The organism is Pseudomonas sp. IT-P2 (assembly GCF_949767575.1).
Lineage (GTDB): Bacteria > Pseudomonadota > Gammaproteobacteria > Pseudomonadales > Pseudomonadaceae > Aquipseudomonas > Aquipseudomonas pharyngis.
Window position 1 is genome coordinate 270,414 of sequence record NZ_CATKQA010000046.1, and the last position, 25,797, is coordinate 296,210.

Genomic DNA, 25,797 nt, shown 5'->3' on the forward strand with positions numbered 1-25,797 from the left:
GTGTCGGGCAGACACTGGCGTTTTTTTTGCCGCGATGGATGCAATCAGCTGCTTTGCGGCATCTCGCCGTTGGCCAGGCGCTTGTTGATGTCGGCGATCACTTCCGGCAGATCGCTGATGGTGTCGATCATGTAGTGCGGGCGCGAGCCGTCGAACAGCGCGTGAATGCGCTTGCGCTCGCTGGCCAGCGCGTCGCTGCCCAGTGCGCGATAGCCTGCGTAATCCAGGCCCAGCGCGTTGCCGGAGCAGATCAGCGCCACGGTCCACATCCCGGCGCGACGGCCTTCGAGAATCCCCGGCACGGTGTCGTCGATCTTGACGCAGGCGGCGACATCGTCGATGCCTAGCGCAATCACGTTGGCCAGTGCTTGGGCCGGCCATGGGCGGCCGTTCGGCACTTCGTCGGTGGCGACGACGTGGTCGGCGATGTAGCCGTTGGTGGCGGCCAGTGCCACGACCTTGTCCATAACCTGCTTCGGATAACCGGAGCAGGAGCCGATCTTGATCCCTTGTTGACGCAGGTTGGCGATGGTCTCCAGTGCACCGGGAATCAGCGCCGAGTGCTCGGCGATTTTCTCGATCTGCAGCGGCATGAAGCGGTTGTAGATCGCGGTCACGTCATCGTCGGTCGGGGTGCGACCGAACACCTTGCGATAGCGCTCGGCAACCTGCGGCTGATCGCATAGGGTGCGGATGTGATCCCACTTGCCCATGCCCATCGGGCCACGGGCCTCTTCGATGGAGACCTGGACGTCGAACTCGGCGAAGGCTTCGACAAAGATCTGGGTCGGCGCGAAGGAACCGAAGTCGACCACGGTGCCGGCCCAGTCGAGGATGGCGGCTTGCAGCTGGGTTGGGTTGTTGTAGTTCATGTTGGTCAGAATCCTGTGTGGGCGATGCGATTCAAATAAGGGAGCGGGCCGGGTGAATCAGATGTCGAGCACTTCCATCTCGCGCAGCACTTCACCCACCGCCGCGACGGCTTCGCGCATCTGTGCCGGGGTGACGTGGCCGATGCAGCCGACGCGGAAGGTTTCGACCTGGGTCAGCTTGCCGGGGTAGAGGATGTAACCCTTGGCTTTGACCCGTTCGTAGAAGTCCTTGAACTGGTAGCGCGGATCTTTCGGTGCGTGGAAGGTCGCGATGATCGGCGCCTGAATCGCGGCAGGCAGGAAGCTGCGCAAGCCGAGTTTGCCCATCTCTTCCATCAATGCTTGGCAGTTGGCGGCGTAACGCGCATGCCGTGCCGGCAGGCCGCCTTCTTCGTTGTATTGCAGCAGCGCTTCGTGCAGCGCCGCGACTACGTGGGTTGGCGGGGTGAACCGCCACTGGCCGGTCTTCTTCATGTAGCTGTGCTGGTCGAACAGGTCCATCGCCAGCGAATGCGAATTGCCGGCGGCTGCGGCCAAGGATTCCTTGCGGGCAAACACGAAGCCCATGCCCGGCACGCCTTCCAGGCATTTGCCGGAGGCGGCGATCAGCGCATCGAACGGGATTTTTTGTGCATCCACCGGTAAGGCGCCGAAGGAACTCATGGCGTCGATGATCAGGCGTTTGCCGTGTTGTTCGACGACCTGAGCGATTTCCGGCAGCGGATTGAGAATACCGGTGCTGGTTTCGCAGTGGATCAGCGCGACGTGGGTAATGTCGCCGTCGGCGCGCAGCAGGCGGTCGACGTCGGCGGCGGTGGTCGGCTCATCTTCAGCGGTTTCAAAGGTGCTGAACGAGCGGCCGAGCACTTCGCAGATTTTCGCCAGACGCTTGCCGTAGGCGCCGTTGATCAGCACCAGCACCTTGCCGTCGCGGGGGACGAGGGTGCCGATCGCAGCTTCGACGGCGAAGGTGCCGCTGCCTTGCAACGGTACGCAGTGGTGGCTGTCGGCGCCGTTGAGGATCGCCAGCAGTTGCTCGCACAGGCTGGCGGTCAATTGGTTGAAGCGGTCATCCCATGAACCCCAGTCGACCATCATCGCCTGGCGGGTGCGGGCCGAGGTGGTCAACGGGCCGGGAGTGAGCAGGATGGGTGCGGCAGTACTCATTCGTGTGTCCTCGCGATAGCGCTGTGGGATGAAGCTACGGGGCCTACGTTGCAATTCGCCGGATCATCAATCAAATTGTTTGTTGTTATGCCAGCCATCAGTGAGGGTTATTCATGAACCTGTTTCAGCTCCGCGCCTTCGACGCCGTGGCCCGGGAAGGCAGCTTCACCCGTGCCGCCGTGCGGTTGTTCATCAGCCAGCCGGCGGTCACCGGACACATCAAGGCGCTGGAGGAGCATTATCAAATCACCCTGTTACGACGCACCGCGCGCCGGGTCGAGCTGACCGAGGAGGGCACCAAACTGGCGGCAATCACCCGGGCGATGTTCGGCATGGCCGAAGAGGCGCAGGCGCTGCTGGAAGCCAATCGGCAGTTGCTGACCGGACGCCTTGAGGTGGCGGCGGACGGCCCGCACATGGTCATGCCGATGCTTGCCAGCCTGCGGGCGCACTATCCGGGGATCACGGTGAATCTACGGTTGGGCAACGCTCAGGAAACGTTGGCGGCGTTGTTGTCCGAGCATGCCGATGTGGCGGTGCTGACCGAGGTCGAGCCGCGCAAGGGCCTGCATCTGCAAGCGTTGAGTGAATCGCGGATTTGCGCGCTGGTGCCGGCGGGGCATCCGTGGGCGAGTCGCAGCGGCGAGGTCAGGCTCAAGGAGCTGGATCAGGTGATCATGGTCTTGCGCGAGCCGAGTTCGATTACCCGGCGCACCTTTGATCAGGCCTGTGCCCAGGCATCGGTCAGCCCACGGGTGTTGCTGGAACTGGACAGCCGCGAGGCGGTGACAGAGGCGGTGGCGGCTGAGTTGGGGGTAGGGGTGGTGTCATCGGTGGAGGTCAGTCATGACCCCCGTGTCGTCGCGATTCCCATTGCCGGAGAAGGGCTGGTAAACCGGCACATGATCGGCTGCGTGGAGCGGCGGCGGGAGCTACGGTTGATTCAGGCGTTTTTCGGGTTGGCCCCCACCTGATACCCACCAGATCGTTCCCACGCGGACGGTTCGACGCCTCGACGTGGGAACGATCTACGGGAGGCTTTCGCGCACCATTTCGAGAAACGTCGCCACCACCCGCCGCGAACTCTGCTCGCGCAGGCACACCAGTGTCTCGGTCAACCGCCGGGTGCAATCGGTGATCGGCAGCGCGCAAACCCGTGAGTCCGCACCAAACTCCGCCGCCGACACCACCCCCACGCCAATCCCCACCACCACCGCCTCCCGCGCCGCTTCCCGGCCCTCGACCTGAATCGCCGGGCGGATGCGGAAGCCGGCGCGGGCCATTTCTTCTTCCAGGGTCTGGCGGGTCACCGAGCCGTGTTCACGCAGCACCAGCGGCGTGTCGTCCAGATCTTCCAGGCAGATCGATTCACGTTCGGCCCACGGATGATGGCGCGAGACGAACGCCACCATCGGGTCGTTGCGCAGCGGCACACACAGCAGGCGTTCATCGCTGACATCGCGACCCAGCAACGCCAGATCGGCCTGATAGTTGAACAGTCGGAACAGCGATTCATCGGTGTTACCGGTCTCGATCTTTACGCTGATCCCCGGGTAGCGTTCGCAGAACCGGGCGATCTGCGGCAACACATGCACCGGCGCATCCACCGCCAGAATCAGGCTGCCGGTCCGCAAGGCCTGAGACTCCTGCAACAACTCCTGAGCTTCGGCCTCGACCACAAACAGACGCTGGGTGATCGCCAGCAAGCGTTCGCCCAAATCGGTCAGGCGCACCGAGCGTTTGTTGCGATGGAACAGCAACACACCGAAGCGTTCTTCCAGCTTGCGTACCTGGTCGGAAATCGCCGGCTGCGTCAGATAAAGCCGCTCGGCGGCCTTGGTGAAGCTTCCGTGCACGGCCACGGCGTGAAAGGCTTTGAGCTGTGCGTGTGAAACCGACATGTTCTGACTCCAGTAACAAGCTGAGCTTATGTGTGAAATACGATAAATCGATTTTATTTATTAAACAGTAATTGCTTTGATCGGCTCACGCCAACGCTGACTGCCCGGTCGGGCAGCGACGCTGGCCATGAGCCTGTGCGTGCAACACCAGGACTCATCTGACCGGTATCGCCGAAGGGACGGGGTGATATCGCAGTGCTCAACAATAAAAACACAGGCGTTTACTTATCGATTCTGCCGGCACACTCACACCCTGAGGTCAGAACCACAATGAACAAGCACATCGGCACCCTTGCGCGTTGGCGCATGCAGATCTTCGCTGTCACCTGGCTCGCTTACGCCGCGTTCTATTTCACCCGCAAAGCCTTTTCGGTGGCCAAACTGGGCATCGCCGAAGACCCGAGTTTCACCCTCGACAAAATGGCCATGGCCAACCTCGACGCGATTTACCTGGCGGCCTACGCCATCGGCCAGTTCACCTGGGGCATGCTCGCCGACCGCTTCGGCCCACGGGTCGTGGTACTCGGCGGTTTGCTGATTTCCGCTGCGGCGGCGCTGGTGATGGGCAGTTTTGCGACCTTGCCGATTTTCGCCACCTGCATGCTCATTCAGGGGCTGGCGCAGTCCACCGGTTGGTCGGGGTTGTGCAAGAACCTCGGCAGTTTCTTCCCTTCCGAACAACGCGGGCGTGTGCTCGGGTTGTGGAGTTCCTGTTATGCATTTGGCGGTCTGGTGGCCTCGCCGTTCGCCGGTTGGTGGGCGTACACGCTGATCGGTTCGTGGCACGCGGCGTTCATTTCCAGCGCGGCGGTGGTCGCGGTGGTGGCGGTTTTGTTCTTTATCTTCCAGCGCGACAAACCGGAAGACGTCGGCCTGCCCGCCGTGGAACCGGAGCCGGTGATCAGCACCGAAGAAGCCGAGGCCAACAGCAAACTCAGCGTCTGGGAGCCGCTCAAGGAAATCCTCCGTAACCGCACGGTGCTGGTGCTGGGTCTGGCGTATTTCCTGCTGAAACCGGCGCGTTACGCGATTCTGCTGTGGGGCCCGGTGATCGTGTTCGAACAGATGCCCTCGGTCGGCAAGGTCGGTGCGGCGATCATTCCAACGGCATTTGAACTGGCGGGCCTGCTGGGTCCGATCATGATCGGCCTGGCCTCGGACAAACTGTTCGGCGCCCGCCGCATGCCGGCCTGCGTGTTGAGTCTGCTGGCGCTGACCGTGACCCTCGCGCTGTTCATGGGCGCCTTGCACACCGGCAGCGTGATGCTGGTGGTCGCATTGTTGTTCGTGATGGGCCTGACCCTGTACGGCCCGGACTCGATGATCAGCGGCGCGGCCGCCATCGATTTCGGCAAGGCCAGGGCCGGCGCCACGGCGGCCGGATTCGTCAACGGCTGCGGCTCGGTCGGTGCGGTGCTCGGTGGTTTGCTGCCGGGTTACTTCGACTCGGTGACGGTGTTCATCGTGTTCGCCGGTTGCGCGCTGTTTTCGGCGCTGGTGCTGATTCCGCACTGGAACAGCCGCCCGGTCGGCGTCATGGAACCACGTGCCTACGTGCCCAACCGCGCCCTGACGATCAAACCCCTGCGTAACTGAAAACCCTCGCCTCGCGGCCTGCTGCGGCACTCGCGGCAGGCTGTACCGTGGCCGACTGACTGGAGAATTTTCGTGAGACCGTTTTGGCTGGAGCAGGCTTTGCAGCTCGACACGTCCGAACCATGCCCGCCGCTGCAAGGCGAGGTGCGCACCGACGTGTGTATCGTCGGCGGCGGTTACACCGGGTTGTGGACGGCGATCATGCTCAAGCAGCAGAACCCCGAGCTCGATGTGTTGCTGATCGAAGCCGACATTTGCGGCGCCGGCGCCAGTGGGCGCAACGGCGGTTGTGCGCTGTCGTGGTCGGCGAAGTACTTCACTCTGGAACGACTGTTCGGCGTCGAGGAGGCGGTGCGGCTGGTCAAGGAATCCGAGCGCAGCATCCACGCCATCGGCGAGTTCTGCGAGCAGTACGGCGTGGATGCCGATTACCGCCTCGACGGCACGCTTTACACCGCCACCAACCGCGCGCAATGCGGCTCGACCGATGCGGTGATTGCGGCGCTGGAGCGCAATGGCATCAACTCGTTTACCCAGCGGCCGGTCGCCGATGTTCAGCGCATGGCCGGTTCGGAAAAGCACCTGGAGGGCTGGTTCTCGCCGGCCGCCGCCAGCGTGCAGCCGGGCAAGCTGGTGCGCGGCTTGCGGCGGGTGGCATTGCATCTGGGCGTGCGGATTCATGAAGGCACGGCGATGACCGGGCTGGAAGAGGGCCGTCCGGCGCGCGTTCACACGGCGAACGGCCGGGTGACCGCCGACCGTGTGGTATTGGCGATGAACGCGTGGATGGCCCGTGCGTTCCCGCAGTTCGAGCGCAGTGTGGCGATCGTCTCCAGCGACATGTTGATCACCGAACCGCGTCCGGATCTGTTGCAGGAAATCGGTTTGACCAGCGGCGTGACCGTGCTCGATTCGCGGATTTTCGTGCACTACTACCACAACACCCCGGACGGCCGGATCATGCTCGGCAAGGGCGGCAATACCTTCGCTTACGGCGGGCGGATGTTGCCGGTGTTCGACCAGCCCTCGCCCTATACCGGGTTGCTCAAGCGCAGCCTCGACGACTTCTTCCCGGCCTTTGCCGATGTGAAAGTCGACGCAACCTGGAACGGCCCCTCGGATCGCTCGGTCACCGGCCTGCCGTTCTTCGGCCGGATGAGTTCCAGCGGGAATGTGTTCTACGGTTTCGGTTATTCCGGCAGCGGTGTCGGGCCGTGCCACATGGGCGGGCAGATTCTCGCCTCGCTGGTGCAGGGCCTCGACAACCCGTGGACGCGTTCGCCACTGGTCAACGGGCCGCTGGGTTACTTTCCGCCGGAGCCGATCCGCTACCTCGGCTCGCTGATGGTGCGCAACGCCATTCGCCGCAAGGAGCGCGCCGAGGATCACGGTCGGCGGCCCCGGCATCTTGATGTGCGTCTGGCGAAATTCGCGGCGGCGGCGGGCAAGGCCGACAAGGCTTGAGCGTCAGCGCGGTGGGGCGGAGCGGTTGAGCAGCCAGTCGAGCAAGAGGTCGTCGTCGGGCTCGGCTTCCGTGGGCTGCGACGCTCGGGGGCGGCAGGCGTCGAGGCAGAGGATCGGTCGGTCGGGATCGCTGTCGAGAAAACTGACCCAGACTTCGCTGCCGGCGCAGGGAAGATTTTCCCGAGGTACGCAGGCGTCGGCATGGGGCATGACCAACGGCAGCCACAACCCTTCGCTTGCGCCGTCAGGTGAATGTTCCGGCCATAACCGGACGGCCATGCGTCCCTGATCGTCCACCTGCGCCGGTTGCCCCGGTGCACCAAGCAATTGCGCCGGGTGATACCCCGGAATGCGCGGACGCGGTTGTTTCGGCGGCGGGCGAAACGGGGTCGACCAGGGCAGCGCCGAGAAGTCGTTGTGATACCGGCGAACCGTGGGTACCGGATCGAGAATCGAAGGTTGCTGGCCCTGATGACGCAATTCGGTGATCAGCCACTGCTCGTTGAAGGCGTTCACCGGGTGCTCCGTGACTTGCAACAGGCGCCCGCTGAGCAGGCGCAGACAATCGCTGCGGCCCTGAATCGAGCGCGACCGGCAGCGTTGGCGCTCGAGTAGACGGCGACTGCGCTGGGTGGCGTGACGTTGCGCAGTTGGCAGAGACTCCTGTGGGGCGACGGTACTGCCCAGCGTGTGATTGGCGGCCTCCTGACCCTTGATCGGTTGCCCTCGCTCTCGTACGCCGGCAGGCATCGGAGGCAGTATTGCCTCATGCCGCTGGGACAGGCTGCTGAGGCCGCTGGTTGGCGCATCGAGTTGGGTGTTGAAAGGAATCGCCGTCAGTTGCTGTGGCAGGCTCAGGCTGTCATCGGCGAACACCACCACATGGCCGTCCGGCTGATGTTCGAAGTGGTAGTGAATGCCTTCCTCTTCGCAAAGCCGATGCAACAGGGCCAAATCGGTTTCGTCGTACTGAATGCAGAACGGACGCGGCGGATAGTGGCCGACGGTCATCTCGATCCGGTAGCTGTGGGCAGGCAGGTGATGTTCGCTGAGCAGTTGCTCAAGGATGGCCGGCACGCTCAGTTGCGTGAAGACCCGGCGTACGGGATGTTGCTCCAGCGTTTGCAGATGCGGCATCAGCACCAGTTGGTAGGCGATCCGGTGCGTTGCGCGATGTTCGCAGCTGGCACTTTGAATGATGCCGTGAACTCCGTGGTCGTCGTCCAGATGCAGAAACGCCGTCTGATGCAGCAACGTGCCGGGTGACCAGGCGGGCGCCAGGCCCATGACCTCGATCTCGAACCGATAGGGCTGATTCAACGCTTCATGACCGCTGAAGCGCAGGACCGGCAGGCTAATTCCGCCTTCGGCCAGGGTCAGCGAAAACGGACTTTCCTTGTCATTGAGCATGTGGGTCGGGCTCTGTCAGGCAATACGGGCGAAAGAGGGTACGAAAACGCGACGTTGATTGGACGTGGCAAACCGGTTTTTCAGAATCGCCCTACAAGGCGCGTAGAAGATGTCGATCCGCAGCGGATTTTTTGGTCGATTGCCGACTTTAGGCCGTATAAACTTGCCGCCATGCGTCGGCCAATAGATGTCTCGGCGCCACAGATCAAGAGAGTGAGTAATGGGCGCACAGTGGAAGGTTAAACACAAAGAAGCGGCAGCCAATGCCAAGGGCAAGATCTTCGGCAAACTGGTGAAGGAAATCACCATTGCTGCGCGTAACGGTGCCGATACCGCCACCAACGCACACCTGCGTCTGGTGGTCGAACAGGCCAAGAAAGCCTCGATGCCCAAGGAGACCCTGGACCGCGCCATCAAGAAGGGCGCAGGCCTGCTGGGCGAAACCGTTCAGTACCATCGCGTGACCTACGAAGGCTTCGCGCCGCATCAGGTGCCGCTGATTGTCGAGTGCGTCACCGACAACATCAACCGCACCGTGGCGGAAATCCGCGTGGCGTTCCGCAAGGGTCAACTGGGTGCTTCCGGTTCCGTTGCCTGGGACTTCAACCATGTCGGCATGATCGAAGCGTCGCCGGACACCCCGGACGCCGATCCGGAAATGGCCGCGATCGAAGCCGGCGCGCAGGATTTCGAAGCGGGCGAAGAGGGTGCGACCCTGTTCCTGACCGATCCGACCGACCTCGATGCCGTGCAGAAAGCCCTGCCGGAACAAGGCTTCACCGTGCTGTCGGCCAAACTCGGCTACCAGCCGAAGAACCCGGTCAGCGGTCTGAGCGACGAGCAGATGGCTGAAGTCGAGGCGTTCCTCGAAGGCCTGGACAACCATGACGACGTGCAGGACATGTTCGTCGGTCTGGCCGGCTGACACACCAGAAAATCGCAGCCCTCGGGCTGCGATTTTTTTTCAGGCGTGTTGCAACGCCTGGCTGATCTCGCCGAACCCCGGCCGCGCCAGCACATCCGGCTGACAGCAGCGCTGTTCCAGGGCCTCCAGCGCCTGACGCTGTTCATCACTCAACCCCGAGTCGATGCGCGCCAGCAGTTCCCCCAGCAGAATCCCGAATGCCCGCACTTCGAGGCGTTGCAGCGCACGGGTTTCAGGCGTGTCCGCCGTGGCATGGAATGACGCCGCGCCAAAATCCCCCAGCAGACAATCGCCCTGATCGTTCAACAGAATGTTGTGTCCGTAGAGATCGCCATGGGTGATGCCGTGACGGTGCAGATGCCCGGCGACCGAGGCGATGCCCCGGGCAATACGCAGGGCGACGTCGGCACTGAAGCGGCAATCCTCGGCATACACATCCCGTGAACAGGACGCCAGGCTCGGCAGCCCGGCCAGGTTGCGGTAGCTCGGATCAATCAACTGCATCACCAGACCTTGCTGGCCATCGGGATGCTGGTCGATTCGGCCTTCAACGCGGATCAGGTTCGGGTGCAGCCCGGCGGTGATGCACGCGTTCATTTCATGCAGCGGCGAGCCGTCGCTGGTCATCTCGCCCTTGTACAACTTGACCGCCACGGGCGTGGCCGGCTGATTCGCAGGCTGCCACTGTGCCCGGTAAATCACCCCGGAAGCGCCTTCGCCCAGCCGTTGCTCCAGCTGCAGCGCCGACCAGTCGATCAGGGGCGCGTTGTTGAGCGCGTCGGCATCGGCTTCGGTTTCCAGCGGATTGCCGGCGTAGGCCAGCCAGGTCAGGCTCGGCAAGGTCAGCAGCCATTGCGGCAGCTCGGTCAACTGGTTGGCGGCAATACGGATCAGTTCCAGCCGATGGCACTGGCTCAGTGACGGCGGCAGCGTGCGCAGGCGATTGCCGGCGAGCATGAGCTTTTGCAACAGCGGACGCTCGCCCAGTTCCGTGGGCAGGGTTTCGATGGCGTTGTCGGTCAGGATCAGCCAGCGCAACTGCGGCGGCAGCGCCGCGCCGGGCACCTGAGTGATCCGGTTGGCCTTGAAACCGATCATCGTCAGCGTCTGACACTGGCCCAGGCACGCCGGCAACCGGGTGAACTGATTGTCCGAGCAGAACAGCACGCGCAGGCGCGTCAGACGATGCAAGTCGTCCGGCAGACTGCTCAGGGCATTGCCGCTGAGGTTGAGCACTTCCAGCGTGTCGGCCAGGTTGAAAATCTCCGGTGGAAATTCGCTCAAGCCTTCAGCCAGATCCAGCCGGGTGATGCCCGACAGTTCGCCGGCGCGCAGTTGTGCAAGGGTGTGCATGAAAAGGATCGCTATCTGGAAGGCGCCCGAGCGCCGGAAATGGGCGGCATGATAACGGCAAATCAGCCCGGTTCGTGCACTTCGCGCAATTGCCCGAGCCGGCTGCGGGTGCGGGCCAGATCGATCGCCTGGCCGCCGAGGCTTTCACGCAACGGGAGCCGGCCGAGCAGGGTCAGGTGCTTGTCCTGATCGTAGAGCACGTCGATCAGGTTGATGAAGCGCTGCTGGGCTGCGATCGAACATTCGCCCAACTCCGGCAGCTCATCGATGATCCAGTGGTCGAAGCGCCGGCACAGTTCCAGATAATCCATCACGGCGGTGGGCTGTTCGCAGAGGTCGTTGAAGGTAAACCCGACACGCCGGTCTTCGCACAGTCGCGCCTGCAAATGGCGGCTGCCGACTGCCAATGGCAACGGCGTGGTGCCGAGTGGCGGCAGCTTCAAAGCCTGGCGCTGCGCCGGGGTGGCCGGCCAGACGTAATAGCCTTGGGTGAACACCTGATGCGCATGCCGACGCGCCTGGCTGCGGTAATCGTGCGGGCCGCCGACTTCCATGACCTGCATGCGCGCATTGATCAGGTCGATCACCGGTTTGAACCGCGCGTGGTACAGCGGGTTGGGCAGCAAGCCTTCGGGCGGGTAGTTGGAGGTCACCAGCAACAGGATCCCGCGCTTGAACAGCGCCTTGAACAAGCGGGAGATGAGCATCGCATCGCCGATGTCATGCACATGAAATTCATCGAAACACAGCACCCGACAATCCATCAGCAGCGCATCGAGGGTAACGGCCAAGGCATCGTCGCAGTCACGATGCTCGAACATGCCTTGGTGCAACTGGGCGAAGAACCCATGGAAGTGCAGACGGCGCTTTTGCGCGATCGGCAACGCCTCGAAGAATCCGTCCAGCAGCCAGCTCTTGCCGCGCCCGACCGCACCGTGCAGATACAGGCTGGGCGGGGTTTGCGCAGGGGTGCCGAACAACAGGCCGGCCTGCTGCGCCATGCAGTCGATGACCCGCTGCTGGCTGTGGCTGAGGGTGTAGCCCTGGCCGTGGGCCTTTTGCCGGAAGTAGTCGCGGACCGATTGCGCGCTGGCAGCGCACTGGCCCGCAGCGGTACTGGAGCGTTTGCCGAAGAAGCGGCGCAAGGCTGGCCAGCGATGGGTCAGACGCGAACGTTCGGGCGGTCGGGCGGGCACTGCAGTCACTCCGTCATCATCGGGCCGGCTCCCCGCGAGCGCGGCGGCGTAGTGTAACCAGACGGGTAGTTTTGCTTCCACTGCGCTTTATCGTTTTTCCAGACAGTAATCTGCGGTGTGTACAGGTTTTTTCAACATTATGAATCGACCTGTTGCCAACCTTTCGAAACAATTCCCGGCGGGTGACTGGATCCAATCGACTGGCGCAATCGGTGTCCGTTGCTAACCTGAAACACTGTAACGGCAGATACGCCGTCGCGATCAGGGAGCGGGCGGTGAAAGCAGGGATGGTCTGGGCATTGCTGGGCGGGCTCGCGGCACCGGTCCACGCCGCCGATCTTCAGGTCGAGGTGCGGGTCGATGTGCAGCGCGGTTGCCAGTTGGTTGGCCAGCAACGTGAAGCCGGTATCGAACAACTGGGCGTACTCGACTTCGGCACCACGGCGCGGCTCGGCGACCGGGACGGGCCACTCGGAGCGGCGCTGACGAATTCGCGCCTGCCGCGTCTGGAATGCAACCCGGACACCCCGTACCAGTTGCGTGTCGATGGCGGCCTGCACGGTGGCGTCGGTGAGGTGCGCTATATGGTGGGGGAGGCCGGCAGCAAGCCGATTCCTTATCGCCTGTATCAGGACGCTGCGCGGCGGGTGCCGCTGGTGGTGGATGTGCCGGTCAGTGGCCGGGTGCCGGACAGCGGCACGGTGGACTTGCCGCTATACGGGCGGATCGAACGGATGGCAGAAGTGCCACGGGTCAGCCGGTATTCGGATCTGGTGAAGGTGACGGTCACTTGGTGATCGCGGCGTTTTTTCAGCCATCCGCTGGATCCGGGTGGCGCAGGGAAGGGCGTTCAGTGATGAGCGCAATGGTCGAGTGATCCTGAAGGAGTAGGCGCTCAATGATGGACAGACACGGGCGGGTCATCGCCATAGCCACGCTGCTGATGCTCACCGAGGTCGCGCCAGCGGCAGTCAGTGGGCAGATCGTCGCGCGGCTGACGTTGATCGCCGGCTGCGAAGTGACCAACGCCTCAAGCCCCGCCAGCCCGGTGGATGGGCTGGGCTCTCTCGATTTCGGCCAGCAGGGCCCGACCTGGAACGCACCGATCAAGGCCAGCCTCAGCGAAGCGGGCAGCGGCCAGCTCAACGTCGCCTGCAATCCTTCGGTGACCGGCTTCACCGTGACCATCGACGGCGGCACCCATGGCGACGGCACCACACGCCGCCTGAGCAACGGGCGCCAGACACTCCCCTATCAGCTGTTTCTCGATGCCTCCGGCAGCCAGAGCTACAGCATTGGTCAACAACACAATTTCGCTGTCACCAGCGGCGCACAGATACCCATTCCGGTATTTGGTTCGGTGGTGGCGAACACCCGTGCGGTACCGGCCGGTGTCTATACCGACACCCTGACGGTGACGCTCGACTGGTAACCCCGTAGAGGACGGACACCATGCGTACGATTGCATCAAGGATAGGTTTGTCGTTGCTCGGCCTGACGCTCGCTTCCAGCGTCAATGCCGCCACCACGGTCACCGGCCAGATCACTTCCAGCCTGACCCTGATCAGCAGTTGCCAGGTCAACGGTTCCGGCGGTTCTACCGGGCTGAACTTCGGTGCGTTGAACTTCGGCACCGCCAACAGCCTGTTCACCACGGCCACCGGGCAGGTGCTGGGCGGCGGGGGCGGGGCGCTGTCGATCCTGTGCTCGGCCGGCACCACGCCGACGGTCAAGGTCCGGGCCGGCGCCCATGACGGGCTCTCGCCGGGTGGCACTCGCGCGTTGTATGACGGAGTGGCCAATTACGTGCCGTATGACCTGTACACCGACGCCGGGCACTCGCAATTGCTGGCCATCGACGGGGTGATCAACCTCGCGGCCAGCACCGGTGTGGCGCAGACCGTAAACATCTACGGTCAGGCGGTCGGCAAGGCCGGGCTGCCGGCGGGTACTTATACCGACACGATTTCCGTTGAACTGACGTTCTAGCGCCATGGGCCGGCATGGCTGTGCGGGGCTGTTGCTGCTGTGTGCGGGCAGCTTGCCGCTGCCGTTGGCGGCGGTCACCAGTCAGAGTTTTCAGGTCAGTGCCACGGTGACGCCGGGCTGTCTGGTGGTGGGGGGCGTATCGAACTATGGCGGGCTGAATTTCGGTTCGCGGTCGGCGCTGGCTACCGGCACGGTACAGGTCGCGTTGACCGGTGGCGTGACGCTGCAATGCACGCCGGGGGTGGCGCTGAACATGACGGTCGATGGCGGCCAATACAACAGCGGCGGACGACGAATGCAGATCAGCGGAGGCAGCGCGAAGGTGGCGTATGCGCTGTTTCGCGATGCGGCGTACAGCCAGAGCCTGGGCATCGGCCAGAGTGTGGCGGTGGCCTACAGCGACGCGAACAACATCAGTCTGCCGATCTACGGGCAGGTGCAATTGCCGGGCAATCAACCCGGGGGGACATACAGCGATGTGTTGCAGGTGCAGCTGTCGTGGTGATGTGAAATGACAAGGAGCAGGTTTATGGGGTTTTTCACGTCACGCTATTCGTTCGCGTGTTGCGCCGTGCTGGCGCTGGTCATGTTCGGGACGCTCAAGGCCCAGGCCGCCAGTTCGGTGCTGATCTGGCCGATCGACCCGGTATTGGAGGCCGATCAGCAGGCCAGTGCGCTGTGGCTGGAAAATCGCGGCACGGAAACCGCCAACCTGCAGATCCGCGTGTTTGGCTGGAGCCAGAGCGGTTTCGAAGAGCAATACCGCAATCAACGCGAGGTGATCGGCAGTCCGCCGGTGGCGAAGATCGAGCCGGGTCAGAAGCAACTGGTGCGCCTGACCCGTACCAAGGACGTGCCGCCAGGCCAGGAGCTGGCGTATCGGATCATCATCGATGAAATCCCCTCGGCCCAGCCGCCCGTCGCCGAAGACGGCAAGACCGCTGCGGCGATCCGCTTCCAGATGCGCTACTCGGTACCGCTGTTCGCCTATGGCGCGGGTTTGTGGAGCAAGGAGGACAGCGCCCGCCAGCGTGATCCCAAGGGCATCGGCCTGCCGCAATTGAGCTGGCGCACGGTGGCGGTGGAGGGCCGTCCTTATGTGGAAGTGCGCAATCAGGGCGCGGTTCATGCGCGGCTGACCGATGTCGCCATCAAGCAGGGTGGCCAAAGCAAACCGTTGGCCGAGGGTCTGCTCGGTTACGTATTGCCCGGCGCGGTGATGCGCTGGCCGGCACCGGGGCCGGTGGCGGGAGAGCTGGCGGGACGTATCAATGGCGCGGCCAAGGTGCAGAGCATTCCGCCGGCGCGATAGCCGTAGTGAGCCATGTCGAAGTGTTCAGGCTTCGGCGCCAGCGGTTTCAGGAGGAATCAGTCCATTGACGGACGTAACACGCTAATGAGTCCGGGATGGGCTCGCAGTATTCAGCGTCCGTTGTGGCTCATGACCGGCGCGTGGTGCCTGATGTTCATTCATCCATCCGGGGCCGGTGAACTGCCGCCGCCTCCCAGCGGCATGGAGGCCGTGAGTGATGCACAGTTGTTTCTGGAACTGGTGGTCAACCAGATGAATACCGGTCGGGTGGTGGCGGTGGAGCAGCGCGGCGGGCGCCTGTTCCTGCCGGCCAGCGTATTGCGCGACACCGGCATGAAGCTGCCGGAAGAGGCCGGTGCCGAAGTCGATCTAGACGGCCTGCCGGGCCTGCACAGCGATTACGACAGCGTCAGCCAGCGCTTGCTGCTCGACGTGCCGCCGGACTGGCTGCCGGAGCAGTTCATCGGTAACCGTGAAGTCTATCCGCGCACCCCGGCGCTGAGCAGTTTCGGCGCTTTGTTCAACTATGACCTCTACCTCAATGACACCGACGACGCCGGCACTTATCTCGCGGCGTGGAACGAGGTGCGGCTGTTCGACAGTTGGGGCACGTTGTCGAACACCGGGCAATATCGCCGTACGTTGTCGGGGGATGCGGTCAGCACGCTGGACAACGGCTATCTGCGTTACGACACCACCTGGCGCTACTCCGATGATGAACGGATGCTGACCTACGAGGCCGGGGACGTGGTCAGCGGCGCCTTGCCCTGGAGCAGTTCGGTGCGGCTGGGCGGCGTGCAGTTCTCACGGGATTTTGCGGTGCGTCCGGATCTGGTGACCTATCCGCTGCCGCAGTTCGCCGGGGAAGCGGCGGTGCCGTCCTCGGTGGATCTGTTCATCAACGGCTACAAGTCCAGCAGCACCGACCTGCAGCCGGGCCCGTACACCCTGACCAACATTCCGTTCATCAACGGCGCTGGCGAAGCGGTGGTGGTGACTACCGATGCGCTGGGCCGGCAGGTGTCGACCACGGTGCCGTTCTACGTCACCAGCAGCCTGTTGCAAAAGGGTCTGAGCGATTTTTCGGTGGCCGCCGGTACGTTGCGCCGGGATTACGGCCTGAAGGATTTCAGCTACGGGCCGGGCGTGACTTCGGGCAGTCTGCGCTACGGCGTCAGCGACACCTTTACCCTGGAGAGTCACGCCGAAGCGGCGGATACCCTGACCCTTGGGGGACTGGGCGGTAACTTGCGGCTGGGCAATTTCGGAGTACTCAACAGTGCGATCAGCCAGAGTCGTTTCGACGGTGACGGCGGGCAGCAGCTGAGCCTCGGTTATCAATACAGCGGCCAGCGCTACAGCTTTTCCTATCAGCGTCTGCAACGCCGTGACCGCTATGCCGACCTGACGGTCGTGGACAGTCCTTACACCACACTCAGCCGGCGCAGTGAACAGGCGACCCTGAGCCTCAACCTCGAGCGCTGGGGCAGTCTCGGCGTCGGTTATTTCGATATTCGCGCGGCAGACGAAACCCGCACGCGGTTGCTCAATCTGAGCTGGAGCAAACCGCTGTGGCGCAACAGCAGTTTCTACCTGTCGGCCAACCGCGAAATCGGCGACAGCAACTGGGCGGTGCAGGCGCAACTGGTGATTCCGTTCGACCTGCGCGGCAGCCTGGCCATCAGCAGCGAACGCAGCAAGACCGGGCAGACGCAGCAGCGGGTCAACTACAGCCGCGCTGTGCCGTCCGAGGGCGGAGTGGGCTTCAATCTCGGCTACGCCAAGGGCGACGGCGCCGATTACCGCCAGGCCGATGTGACCTGGCGCCTGCAATCGGTGCAACTGCAGGCCGGCGTCTACGGGACGTCCGACGCCGAAACCCGTTGGGCCGATGCCAGCGGCTCGCTGGTGTGGATGGATGATCAAGTGTTCGCCGCCAACCGCATCGACGATGCGTTCGTGGTGGTCAGCACCGACGGCTACGCGGACATTCCGGTGCGTTACGAGAACCAGCAGGTCGGCCAGACCGACCGCAACGGCCACTTGCTGGTGCCGTGGAGCAGCGCCTATTACCGCGGCAAATACGAAATCGATCCGCTGAACCTGCCGGCCAACGTGCGCAGCCCGAATGTCGAGCAACGTGTAGCGGTGCGCCGGGGCAGCGGCTATCTGCTGGAGTTTCCGCTGAGCCGGGTGATCGCCGCGAGCATCGTGCTGGTGGATGCGCAGCAAAAGGAATTGCCGCTGGGCAGTGGCGTGCTGCACGAGCAGAGCGGCACGCGGACGGTGGTCGGCTGGGACGGACTGGTCTACCTGGAAAACCTACAGGCGCAGAATTCGCTGCGGGTGACTCTCGCGGACGGCAAGACCTGCCAGGCGCAATTCAGCGTCGATCTGCAGCAGGATGAAGTGCCGCTGATCGGCCCGTTGGTGTGCCAATGATCCGGGCGCGGCTTGCTCTGTGGCTGTTGTTGCTGCTGCCGGGGCTGGCGCAGGCGCTGTGTTCGGTGGTGACCACCACGCCGGCCGGGTTCGGCAACATCAGTTCGATCGCCGTGCGCACCACCTCGCAACCCAGTTCTACCCTGAACGGAGGCTTGAGTTGCACCGGTTCGCTGCTGTCGCTGTTGACGAACAATGATCATTTCTGGGCCACCGTCACCTCGACCCAGAGCGGTTTGCTCGGGCCCTCCGGCGACGTGATCGGTTACACGATCTACGCCAACAACAGCACCAGTTACCCGCTGACCCGAGGCACCGCCTATGACTTCGCCCGCAACGGCATCATCGACGCCCTCGGTTTGCTCAGCGGTACGGTGCCGAAAACCGTTCCGCTCTACTTCGGCACCACCATCGGCAGCAACGTGGCGGCCGGGGTGTATACCGAGACCCTGAGCATTTTCTGGAACTGGAATTATTGTTCGGGCATCGGTGTCGGCGGGCTTTGCCTGGGCCGCGACATCAACAGCGGTACCACGACACTGACGGTCAACCTGACGGTGTCCAACGATTGCACCATCACCGCGCCGAACATCGCTTTCGGCAGCGCGCCGGTGGTCAGTGCGTTCACCCAGGTTACGGGGCAAACCATCAACCTCGCCTGCACCAAGGGCAGTGCCTATACCGTAGGGCTGAATGACGGGCAGAATGCGCTGAGCGTCGGCGGACGACGGCGGATGATTTCCGGCAGCAACTATCTGGCCTACGACATTTTCAAGAGTGCCGGGACCACCCGTTGGGGCAGTGTCGGCGCGGCCCGCCGGGCCAGCAGCGATGCCGAGGTCAACCCCGGCAACGGCCTGGGCACTGGTAGCCAGATCTTCAATTACAACGCGAAAATCTACACCGACCAGACCACGCCGCCCGCTGGAACCTATCTGGACAATGTGGTGCTGGATGTGGGGTTCTGAACCGGTTAGAAACTTACGGATTGCTTGAGCATTTTCGCTGTGGGTGTGTCGGTCGGACTGACCATCGCGTAGTTGTAGCCTTTGCCGGACCAGTACTCGGCCTGCAGATCCCCGTCCTGGCGGCTGCCCCGGGGCAGGAAGGTATTTTTCGGTCCCGGTGGACGCACGTAGAAACTGACCTTGTGCCCGCTCTGGTCTTCATACATCACCATCGCCGCCGGGCCCTCATCGGTGCTCAGCAGACGGCCGCTGACCGGTGAAAACCCGGCCGACGTCAGGTCCGGCAGGCGATTGGCCTGAGTGAAATAACGGTCGAGCCAGCGCTGGATGTCGCCGTCGCCATCGACCTTGTAGTCCGCCGGCAGAAGCCCTTGCTGGGCGATCAAACGGTACGCCTGCAAGGCGTCCGTCATCGGTGCCGGGGGATGAAACACGGTCATGTCCCGGGCTTTCCAGCCACCGACACCGCCGAGGCTGACGGCAATCAGCAGCACCGCCGCGCTGGCCCACTGGCGGCGCGATTGGCGTTTGAGGCGCTGGCGAATCAGCGACGGATCGAGGTCCGGATTAGCTGGTTGTTGCAAGGCACCGCCGAGGGCGGCGCGCAGGTGCTGGGCGTCCTGTTGCCAGGCGCGAACCTGCGCCGCTTCGTCCGGGTGACTGGCGAGCCAGGTTTCCAGCACATGCCGGTCGGATTCGCTGAGCTGATGGTCGACGTAGGCGTGCAGGTCACGTTCGTTGGGGGGCAGACTGATCATTTGAGTATCCGCAAGGAAGGGCTGCTGATTTCCCCGTCGCTGAGCTGGCGCAGGGCCTGGCGAGCACGGGACAGGCGCGACATCACGGTGCCGGTGGGGACGTCGAGAATCTCGGCGACCTCCTTATAGGTCAGGCCTTCCACCGACACCATCAGCAGCAGCGCGCGCTGTTCGGTGGGCAGTCGGTCAAAGGCCTTCAAGGTCGATTGGGCAATCACGGTGCGTTCCACCGAGGGCTCGGCGTCATCGCGGCCGGTGAAGAATTCGAGCATCCGCGCATACCGCCGCGAACGCCGATGCGCATCGAGAAACTGCCGGTACAGGATCGAAAACAGCCAGGCGCGCAGATCGCCGTCGGCGCGTTTGTCGCCCCAACCCGACAGCGCGCGCTCCAGACTGGCCTGTACCAGGTCGTCGGCGCTGCTGCTGTTGCGTGTCAGCGACACGGCAAAACGCCGCAATCTGGGGATTATTTCTCGCAGTTGTTCGTCGAATTCGCTCATGAAGTTCTGCTAGTCGCTACGCTGTGGACTAGGAAGACGCCCGGCATTGGAGGTTATTCCACGTTCTGAAAAATAAATACCGGGCCGTGGAATAAATCCCGATGGCGTGCGTCTTGCTGATTCTTCCTACTTGTGGCCGATGGCCCTGGAGTGCTTCATGGTTGATCGCAGTTCATCGCCCGGCGGGCCACAACGCCCGCCACTGAGTGCCGCGAGCCTGGTGTTGCGTCTTGGCGGAATCGCCGTGGTAGTCGCAGCCCTGGCCGGGGCGTTTGCCTACGTTCATGGTTCATTTGACCCACAACGCCTGACGCCAAAAGCGCTGGTCGATGTGCTGGAAAAGAACAACGGCGTGCATCCGGGCTTTCGCCGCAATCACGCCAAAGGTGTGTGCGTGATCGGACATTTCGAGAGCAGCGGCGAGGCTCGCTCGTATTCTGTCGCGCAAGTGTTCAACGAGCCGCGCACTCCGGTGGTCGGGCGCTTTGCGTTGCCGGCCGGCAGTCCGTATGCGCCGGACAGCGCCGTACCGATCCGCAGCCTGGCGCTGCGTTTCACTCAGGCCAACGGCCAGCAGTGGCGCACCGGGATGAACAGCATGCCGGTGTTCCCGGTTGGCACGCCCGAGGCGTTCTATCAGTTGCAGCAGGCGCAATCGCCGGATCCCGCCACCGGTAAACCGGACCCGACCAAGGTGCCGGCATTTTTTGCCGCACATCCGGAGGCCGTGCCGTTTCTGACCTGGATTAAAACCGCCAAACCTTCGGCCAGTTACGCGACGGAAACCTACAACAGCGTCAACGCGTTCTATCTGGTGGATGCCAGCGGCAAGAAGCAGGCGGTGCGCTGGAGCATGACGCCTCTGGCCCAGGACGCTGCCGGTGCGACCGCGCCTGAAGGTAGCGATTTCCTTGAAAAAGACCTGGTGCAGCGCCTGGCGGAAGGGCCGTTGCGCTTTCAGTTGAACATCACCTTGGCCAACGCCGACGATCCGGTGAACGATGCGAGCAAGACCTGGCCCGCCGGCCGCAAGATGTTGAACGCCGGCACCCTGGTGCTGGAAAAGACCCAGCCGCAGCTCAGCGGCGAATGCCGTGACATCAACTACGATCCGCTGGTGCTGCCGGCCGGCATTCAGGGTTCCAACGATCCGTTGCTGGCCGCGCGCTCGGCCGGTTACGCCGATTCCTACCTGCGTCGCACCAGCGAAGTCAGCCAACTGCCCACCGGCAAAAAGGAGGCTCGCCCATGAGCACGCAACCGACTCATTTCAATCCGCTGGCGCGGTTGCTGCACTGGTTGATGGCGTTGATGATCATCGCGATGTTGTTCATCGGCGCCGGTATGGTGACCTCGGTGTCGGCGCGGCATGAATGGTTGATCAACCTGCATAAACCGTTGGGCATCGCGATACTCGCTTTGGTGATCGTGCGCATTCTGGTGCGACTGGGCACCCGTCAGCCGCCGCTGCCGGCGGATCTGCCGGGCTGGCAAGTGATGGCGGCCAAGGCCTCTCATCTGTTGCTGTACGCGCTGATGCTGGTATTGCCGCTGCTCGGCTGGGCGATGATCAGCGCGGCGGGGGATCCGGTGATGCTCGGCACGTCCCTGCAATTGCCGTCGATCGTGCCGGCGGATGCGCAGGTGTTCGCGTTGCTGCGCAAGGCTCACGGGTATCTGGCGTATCTGTTGTTCCTGACCGTGCTGCTGCACTTGGCGGCCGCGCTGTTCCATGGCTGGGTGCGCCGCGACGAAGTGCTCGACAGCATGCTGCGGGGACGCAATCGCGGTTGATCGTGTGTCAGTCCGACGTGGCGAGGGCGCAAGCCGCCTCGTCACGTTTCCGGGTGGCCAGCGTTCGCCACCAGTACAGCAACGCGACCATGTTGATTGCGGCACCCAGCCAGCAGACGCCCGGCCATCCAGCCCAGGCGTACATGGCCGTCGAGGCGATTGAGCCCAAGGCGCTGCCTATCGAGTAAAACAGCATGTAGCCGGCGGTCAGTCGGCTCTGCGCCTCCGGGCGGACGTTGTAGATCATGCTCTGGCTGGTGACGTGCACGGCCTGCAAGCCCAGATCCAGGGTGATGACGCCAAGCAGCAACGCCCACAACGAAGACTGGGTCAGTGCGATCGGCAACCACGAACCGAGCATCAGCAGCAGAGACAGACCGCTTACCCATTGCCCCCAACCCTCGATCCGCCAGGTGTCCGGCTCTGGCGGCGGCGAGTGCACCCGCCGCGCCGGCGAGTCCGAACAATCCGATCTCCCTGTGGGAAAGCGACAGCGGCGGGGCGGCCAGCGGCAACACCATCGGCGTCCACAGCACCATGGCGCTGGCGAAGGTGAGCAGGGCGAGGATTGCTCGTTGGCGCAACACCGGTTCCTCACGAAAGAGGCTGAACACTGAGGCGATCAATGCCACGTAACGTGTGGTCGGCCGTGCGTCTTCATCTTTGGGCAACACCCGAAACAGCAGCGCGGCCATCACCAGCGTCAACCCCGCCGACAGCAGATAGATCGAGCGCCAGCCGGCCAGATCAGCCATGCCGCCGGCCACCGTGCGCGCCAGCAGAATGCCGACGACGATGCCGCTGGTGATCACGCCCACAACCTTTCCCCGTTGTGCCGGGACGGCCAGAGTCGCGGCGTAGGCGACCAGCACCTGGGTGACCACGGCCAGCAGGCCGGTCAAAGTGACGCCGATCAGCAGCCAGGCGCTGTTCGAGGCCAAGGCGATCATCAGCAGGGCCGCGGCGGACAACAGTGTTTGCATGACGATCAGCCGGCGGCGGTTGAGCAGGTCGCCGAGGGGTACGAGCAATAACAGCCCGAAGCCGTAGCCGACCTGGGTCAAGGTCATGACGATGCCGATGCTGCCCGGCGAGATCTCGAAGGCTTCGGCCATCGCATCCAGCAGCGGCTGGGCGTAATACACGTTGCCCACCGCGAGGCCGCAAGCGATGGCGAAAAGCAGTACGACACCTTTATCGAGTGTTGCAGTTTTCATGTCCCGGGTCCTTTCAGGTTTCAAGTTGAAACTTGAATGACGGTAAGTAATCCGGTTTTTATTTGCAACCTGATTGAGTAAAAGTCGGCGCAAAAAAAAGATCGCAGACAGGCTGCGATCTTTCGTGAAGCGAAAATCCGAGGGGATTAGCGCAGGGTGTCGACCATGTCCGCGATGGTGGTCAGCACGTCCTTGCCCAGTTGCTTCGAGCGCTTGCCCGACCAGCCGGTGAGCGGATTCGGCGCATCATCGTGATCCTTGAACGGCATTTCCAGGGTCAGTGACAGGCAGTCGAACTTCTGGCCGACGCTGTTGCAGGCCAAGGTCATGTTGGCCTGGCCCGGTTCATCGCGGGTGTAGCCATACTTGGTCTGGAAATCTTTGGTGGTGTGCTTGAGGTGGCTGCGGAAGTGTTCTTCGAGTTTCTCGATCCGCGGGGTGTAACCCGGATTGCCTTCGCAGCCGGCGGTGAACACGTGGGGAATTTCTTCGTCGCCGTGTACGTCGAGGAACAGATCGACGCCGTACTTTTCCATTTGCTGTTGTACGAAAAGTACTTCGGGGCTGACTTCCTGACTGGCGTTCTGCCAGGCGCGGTTCAGGTCCTGGCCCATGGCATTGGTGCGCAGGTGACCGTGGAAGGCGCCGTCCGGGTTCATGTTCGGCACCAGGTACAGATCGGCGCTGGCCAGCAGTTTGTTCAGCACTGGATCGTCATGATGTTCCAGGCGTTCGATCACGCCCTCCATGAACCACTCGGCCATGTGCTCGCCGGGATGTTGCTGGGCGATGATCCAGATCTTGCGGCGACCTTCGGCGCCAGTGCCTTTGCGCAGCAGCTGAATGTCGCGGCCTTCGACGCTTTTTCCGGTGGCCAGCAGTTCGGTGCCGGCCTTGGTCAGCGCCTGCTCGATCAGCCAATCATGACGGCCACGGCTGTAGGGCTCGAAGTAGGCGAACCAGGCGTGGGTCTGCTCGGCTTCGAGGCAGAAGCGCAGGCTGTCGCCTTCGAATTGGGTCGGAATGCGGAACCAGTTGACGTGATCGTAAGAGGCGACCGCCTGATAGCCGGTCCAGGCCTTGTTGTAGGAGGACTGACTGGCGTTGACCAGTCGGAACCAGTGTTCCTGATGAACGTGCAGGCCGCTGGCCTTGAAGTGGAACCACTGGAAATGGCCGCTGCGGGTATCTGGCCGAATTGCCAGAACCGGGTTGAGCGGGTTGCTGATGTCGATGACTTGGATGTTGCCGCTGTCGAAGTTGGCGCTGATGTCGAACGAAGATTTGGCCACGGTCATAATCGGTTCCTGAATATGATTTTTATGGCGGCTACTTTACACGCAAGACAGGGGTGAAACCGAGGGAAATTGCGGGTTGCGGCGGGGGGCGTCTTCCGTGACGCGGATGCAGCTTAGTGGCTATGCGATTGATTCTCAAGTGCTAATTGGCATTACTTTGCCCCAATGCGGCCGGGGTTCGCTTGCCAGGCAATATTCTTTTGATATTATCCGCGCCATCGAATTTGCGGCACCCAAAGACTTCATTAGCCTGAAGCCACAAGCCAGAAAACTGGCAAAAAAAAGACCCGGCAAAAAGCCGGGTCAAAAACCGTGATTAGCCTGATGAGGAGATAGTCCAGAAGACCGACCTAAGGTCTCTGGTCCATCGACTGATCTCGCGACCAGCTGCTTGCAATAATAATCATTATCATTTGCAAGTCAAATGTTTTTATCTGCGCGATTGGAAAGTTCTTTCCTGTCCGTCCGAACTCCCGTCTTCAGCGAACCGCGCCATCGAGCGAGTGATCGACCATCGCTCGTGCCATGTCCACCATGTGCACGACCGAAAACGCCAGATCCCGGTTGACGCCCTGTAAGCCATCCGCAGCCTTGAACGCCGTGGCTGCTGCGCATCGCAGCAGGTCGGAGGCGTGGACCAGGGATTCTTCGCCACTCAGGTTGCTGTTCACGCCGAAGAAGCGTTCCTCTGCATCCGGTTCTGACACAGCTGGTTTCAAGTAATAGTCCAACGCCCGTTGCGCAGCGGCACACCCTTGCGGGGAGGTGAAGGTGGTATCCATTTGCAGGTCGGGCAAGTCTTTGCTGGTGATATTCATGGTGAAAGGTCACTCCTTGGTCGATTCAAATCCGTGACCCAAGAATAGTACTATCAGTATTTGTGACCAGAATTTAAATACTACAATATGTGTTTTGCCGGCCGCAGGCGTCCACGTATGGTGCCGCACATGGATAAATGGATTGAGTTGGTCAAGGCCAAAATGAGTGAACTCAACGTCACTCAAGTCGAACTCGGCGAGCGCGTCGGCATGTCGCAGGGCGGTATCGGCCATTGGCTGAACAAGCGCCGCGAGCCCGGCATCACGCAGATGAACCGCGTGCTGAAAGCGCTGGGCATGGAGTATCTCGAGGTCGCGGTGGTGATTCGTGAACCGCAGATCGATGCGGACGACGAAATGCCCCTGGCGCAGAAGTACAACCCTTACTTTCGCTATCCGGTCAGCGAGTGGAATGCGCCGGTCGAGGCCCGCGAGAGCCAGCCAGCGTATTCGAGTGCCAAGGACAAGCGACGTTTCGAACTGACGGATTACCACGCCCGTGGCCCGGCGTTCTGGCTGACGGTGACGGGTAACGCGATGACCGCGCCCACCGGGCAGAGCATCGGCGAAGGGATGATGATCCTGGTGGATCCGGCGCTGGAAGCCGAGCCCGGAAAACTGGTGATCGCCCAGTGGCCGGACAGCGACGAGGCGATTTTCCGCAAGCTGATCGAAGAGGGCGGCCAGCGTTACCTGGTGCCGCTCAATCCGACCTGGCCGAAAGCCTTGTTGACCGACGAGTGCCGAATCATCGGTGTCGTGGTTCAGGCAACGGCCAAATACTAGTCAGATCGATCCTCGCCAGGCGTAGGAT

General features: G+C 62.6%; 25 protein-coding genes and 1 pseudogene. 15 read left to right on the forward strand and 11 right to left on the reverse strand.

What is annotated here, in order from left to right:
- Positions 1-44: 44 nt before the first annotated feature.
- Together phnX and ACM6JM_RS25250 are read right to left on the reverse strand one after the other, a co-directional pair.
- A complete protein-coding gene (gene phnX / locus ACM6JM_RS25245) occupies positions 45-872 on the reverse strand; it encodes a phosphonoacetaldehyde hydrolase (protein WP_134333871.1) in 828 nt (275 codons plus the stop codon).
- Between the two features lie 57 nt (positions 873-929).
- The gene (locus tag ACM6JM_RS25250) at positions 930-2,039 is read right to left on the reverse strand and encodes a 2-aminoethylphosphonate--pyruvate transaminase (RefSeq protein ID WP_074689039.1); all 1,110 of its coding nucleotides are present in this window, start codon (positions 2,037-2,039) and stop codon (positions 930-932) included.
- A 113-nt stretch (positions 2,040-2,152) separates the two neighbouring features.
- Between ACM6JM_RS25250 and ACM6JM_RS25255 the strand changes: the two genes are divergently transcribed.
- Positions 2,153-3,013, forward strand: coding sequence for a LysR substrate-binding domain-containing protein (locus ACM6JM_RS25255; RefSeq protein WP_414882709.1), 861 nt, complete (start codon positions 2,153-2,155; stop codon positions 3,011-3,013).
- Positions 3,014-3,067: 54 nt separating this feature from the next.
- Here ACM6JM_RS25255 and ACM6JM_RS25260 read toward each other — a convergent pair whose 3' ends face one another.
- Positions 3,068-3,940, reverse strand: a complete 873-nt coding sequence (locus ACM6JM_RS25260) for a LysR family transcriptional regulator (RefSeq protein WP_414882710.1) — start codon at positions 3,938-3,940, stop codon at positions 3,068-3,070.
- Positions 3,941-4,210: 270 nt separating this feature from the next.
- Here ACM6JM_RS25260 and ACM6JM_RS25265 point away from each other — a divergent pair, with 270 nt between their 5' ends.
- Complete coding sequence (locus ACM6JM_RS25265) at positions 4,211-5,536, forward strand: MFS transporter (protein ID WP_414882711.1); 1,326 nt, start codon at positions 4,211-4,213, stop codon at positions 5,534-5,536.
- A 66-nt stretch (positions 5,537-5,602) separates the two neighbouring features.
- Positions 5,603-7,000, forward strand: coding sequence for an FAD-dependent oxidoreductase (locus ACM6JM_RS25270; protein ID WP_414882738.1), 1,398 nt, complete (start codon positions 5,603-5,605; stop codon positions 6,998-7,000).
- 3 nt (positions 7,001-7,003) lie between these two features.
- Here the strand turns inward: ACM6JM_RS25270 and ACM6JM_RS25275 are convergent, their stop codons facing one another.
- The gene (locus ACM6JM_RS25275; protein WP_414882712.1) at positions 7,004-8,410 is read right to left on the reverse strand and encodes a type VI secretion system Vgr family protein; all 1,407 of its coding nucleotides are present in this window, start codon (positions 8,408-8,410) and stop codon (positions 7,004-7,006) included.
- Between the two features lie 220 nt (positions 8,411-8,630).
- Here ACM6JM_RS25275 and ACM6JM_RS25280 point away from each other — a divergent pair, with 220 nt between their 5' ends.
- Entirely contained in the window at positions 8,631-9,335 is a 705-nt protein-coding gene (locus ACM6JM_RS25280) for a YebC/PmpR family DNA-binding transcriptional regulator (protein ID WP_011335021.1), read from the forward strand.
- A 39-nt stretch (positions 9,336-9,374) separates the two neighbouring features.
- On the opposite strand, the gene ACM6JM_RS25285 is transcribed toward ACM6JM_RS25280, so the two are convergent.
- Positions 9,375-10,688 carry a leucine-rich repeat-containing protein kinase family protein gene (locus ACM6JM_RS25285; protein ID WP_414882713.1) on the reverse strand — a complete coding sequence of 438 codons (1,314 nt, stop codon included), beginning with the start codon at positions 10,686-10,688 and terminating at the stop codon, positions 9,375-9,377.
- 62 nt (positions 10,689-10,750) lie between these two features.
- A complete protein-coding gene (gene zapE / locus ACM6JM_RS25290) occupies positions 10,751-11,884 on the reverse strand; it encodes a cell division protein ZapE (RefSeq protein WP_074689026.1) in 1,134 nt (377 codons plus the stop codon).
- 287 nt (positions 11,885-12,171) lie between these two features.
- Here zapE and ACM6JM_RS25295 point away from each other — a divergent pair, with 287 nt between their 5' ends.
- The 7 genes from ACM6JM_RS25295 (at position 12,172) to ACM6JM_RS25325 (ending at position 18,595) form a co-directional block, all read left to right on the forward strand.
- Positions 12,172-12,681: a spore coat U domain-containing protein gene (locus ACM6JM_RS25295; protein WP_039767541.1), complete on the forward strand. Its 510-nt coding sequence runs from the start codon at positions 12,172-12,174 to the stop codon at positions 12,679-12,681.
- A 101-nt stretch (positions 12,682-12,782) separates the two neighbouring features.
- Positions 12,783-13,316, forward strand: a complete 534-nt coding sequence (locus ACM6JM_RS25300) for a spore coat U domain-containing protein (RefSeq protein WP_134333876.1) — start codon at positions 12,783-12,785, stop codon at positions 13,314-13,316.
- A gap of 20 nt (positions 13,317-13,336) precedes the next feature.
- Entirely contained in the window at positions 13,337-13,873 is a 537-nt protein-coding gene (locus ACM6JM_RS25305) for a spore coat U domain-containing protein (RefSeq protein WP_039767536.1), read from the forward strand.
- Positions 13,874-13,877: 4 nt separating this feature from the next.
- Positions 13,878-14,378 carry a spore coat U domain-containing protein gene (locus ACM6JM_RS25310; RefSeq protein WP_064597816.1) on the forward strand — a complete coding sequence of 167 codons (501 nt, stop codon included), beginning with the start codon at positions 13,878-13,880 and terminating at the stop codon, positions 14,376-14,378.
- Positions 14,379-14,402: 24 nt separating this feature from the next.
- The gene (locus ACM6JM_RS25315) at positions 14,403-15,185 is read left to right on the forward strand and encodes a molecular chaperone (protein WP_039767533.1); all 783 of its coding nucleotides are present in this window, start codon (positions 14,403-14,405) and stop codon (positions 15,183-15,185) included.
- A gap of 84 nt (positions 15,186-15,269) precedes the next feature.
- Complete coding sequence (locus ACM6JM_RS25320; protein WP_163975868.1) at positions 15,270-17,627, forward strand: fimbria/pilus outer membrane usher protein; 2,358 nt, start codon at positions 15,270-15,272, stop codon at positions 17,625-17,627.
- Positions 17,624-18,595, forward strand: coding sequence for a spore coat U domain-containing protein (locus tag ACM6JM_RS25325; protein WP_414882714.1), 972 nt, complete (start codon positions 17,624-17,626; stop codon positions 18,593-18,595). Before ACM6JM_RS25320 ends, ACM6JM_RS25325 begins: the two co-directional genes overlap by 4 nt.
- Positions 18,596-18,600: 5 nt before the next feature.
- Here the strand turns inward: ACM6JM_RS25325 and ACM6JM_RS25330 are convergent, their stop codons facing one another.
- Complete coding sequence (locus ACM6JM_RS25330) at positions 18,601-19,353, reverse strand: anti-sigma factor family protein (protein ID WP_414882715.1); 753 nt, start codon at positions 19,351-19,353, stop codon at positions 18,601-18,603.
- Entirely contained in the window at positions 19,350-19,856 is a 507-nt protein-coding gene (locus ACM6JM_RS25335) for an RNA polymerase sigma factor (protein ID WP_011335011.1), read from the reverse strand. Before ACM6JM_RS25335 ends, ACM6JM_RS25330 begins: the two co-directional genes overlap by 4 nt.
- A gap of 157 nt (positions 19,857-20,013) precedes the next feature.
- On the opposite strand from ACM6JM_RS25335, the gene ACM6JM_RS25340 reads away from it, so the two are divergent.
- Positions 20,014-21,108 carry a catalase family peroxidase gene (locus tag ACM6JM_RS25340; protein WP_414882716.1) on the forward strand — a complete coding sequence of 365 codons (1,095 nt, stop codon included), beginning with the start codon at positions 20,014-20,016 and terminating at the stop codon, positions 21,106-21,108.
- The gene (locus tag ACM6JM_RS25345; RefSeq protein ID WP_011335009.1) at positions 21,105-21,650 is read left to right on the forward strand and encodes a cytochrome b; all 546 of its coding nucleotides are present in this window, start codon (positions 21,105-21,107) and stop codon (positions 21,648-21,650) included. The genes ACM6JM_RS25340 and ACM6JM_RS25345 overlap by 4 nt, the downstream gene beginning before the upstream one ends.
- A 7-nt stretch (positions 21,651-21,657) precedes the next feature.
- Here ACM6JM_RS25345 and ACM6JM_RS25350 read toward each other — a convergent pair.
- Together ACM6JM_RS25350 and ACM6JM_RS25355 are read right to left on the reverse strand one after the other, a co-directional pair.
- Positions 21,658-22,867: pseudogene (locus ACM6JM_RS25350) on the reverse strand (MFS transporter).
- 146 nt (positions 22,868-23,013) lie between these two features.
- The gene (locus tag ACM6JM_RS25355) at positions 23,014-24,165 is read right to left on the reverse strand and encodes a M14-type cytosolic carboxypeptidase (protein WP_064380763.1); all 1,152 of its coding nucleotides are present in this window, start codon (positions 24,163-24,165) and stop codon (positions 23,014-23,016) included.
- 97 nt (positions 24,166-24,262) lie between these two features.
- On the opposite strand from ACM6JM_RS25355, the gene ACM6JM_RS25360 reads away from it, so the two are divergent.
- Positions 24,263-24,481 (forward strand): hypothetical protein, encoded by a 219-nt coding sequence (locus ACM6JM_RS25360; protein WP_134333879.1) that lies wholly within the window; start codon positions 24,263-24,265, stop codon positions 24,479-24,481.
- A gap of 163 nt (positions 24,482-24,644) precedes the next feature.
- Here the strand turns inward: ACM6JM_RS25360 and ACM6JM_RS25365 are convergent, their stop codons facing one another.
- Positions 24,645-24,983, reverse strand: coding sequence for a DUF6124 family protein (locus tag ACM6JM_RS25365; protein ID WP_039767517.1), 339 nt, complete (start codon positions 24,981-24,983; stop codon positions 24,645-24,647).
- Between the two features lie 129 nt (positions 24,984-25,112).
- Between ACM6JM_RS25365 and ACM6JM_RS25370 the strand changes: the two genes are divergently transcribed.
- The gene (locus ACM6JM_RS25370) at positions 25,113-25,769 is read left to right on the forward strand and encodes a LexA family protein (protein WP_039767691.1); all 657 of its coding nucleotides are present in this window, start codon (positions 25,113-25,115) and stop codon (positions 25,767-25,769) included.
- Positions 25,770-25,797: the final 28 nt, after the last annotated feature.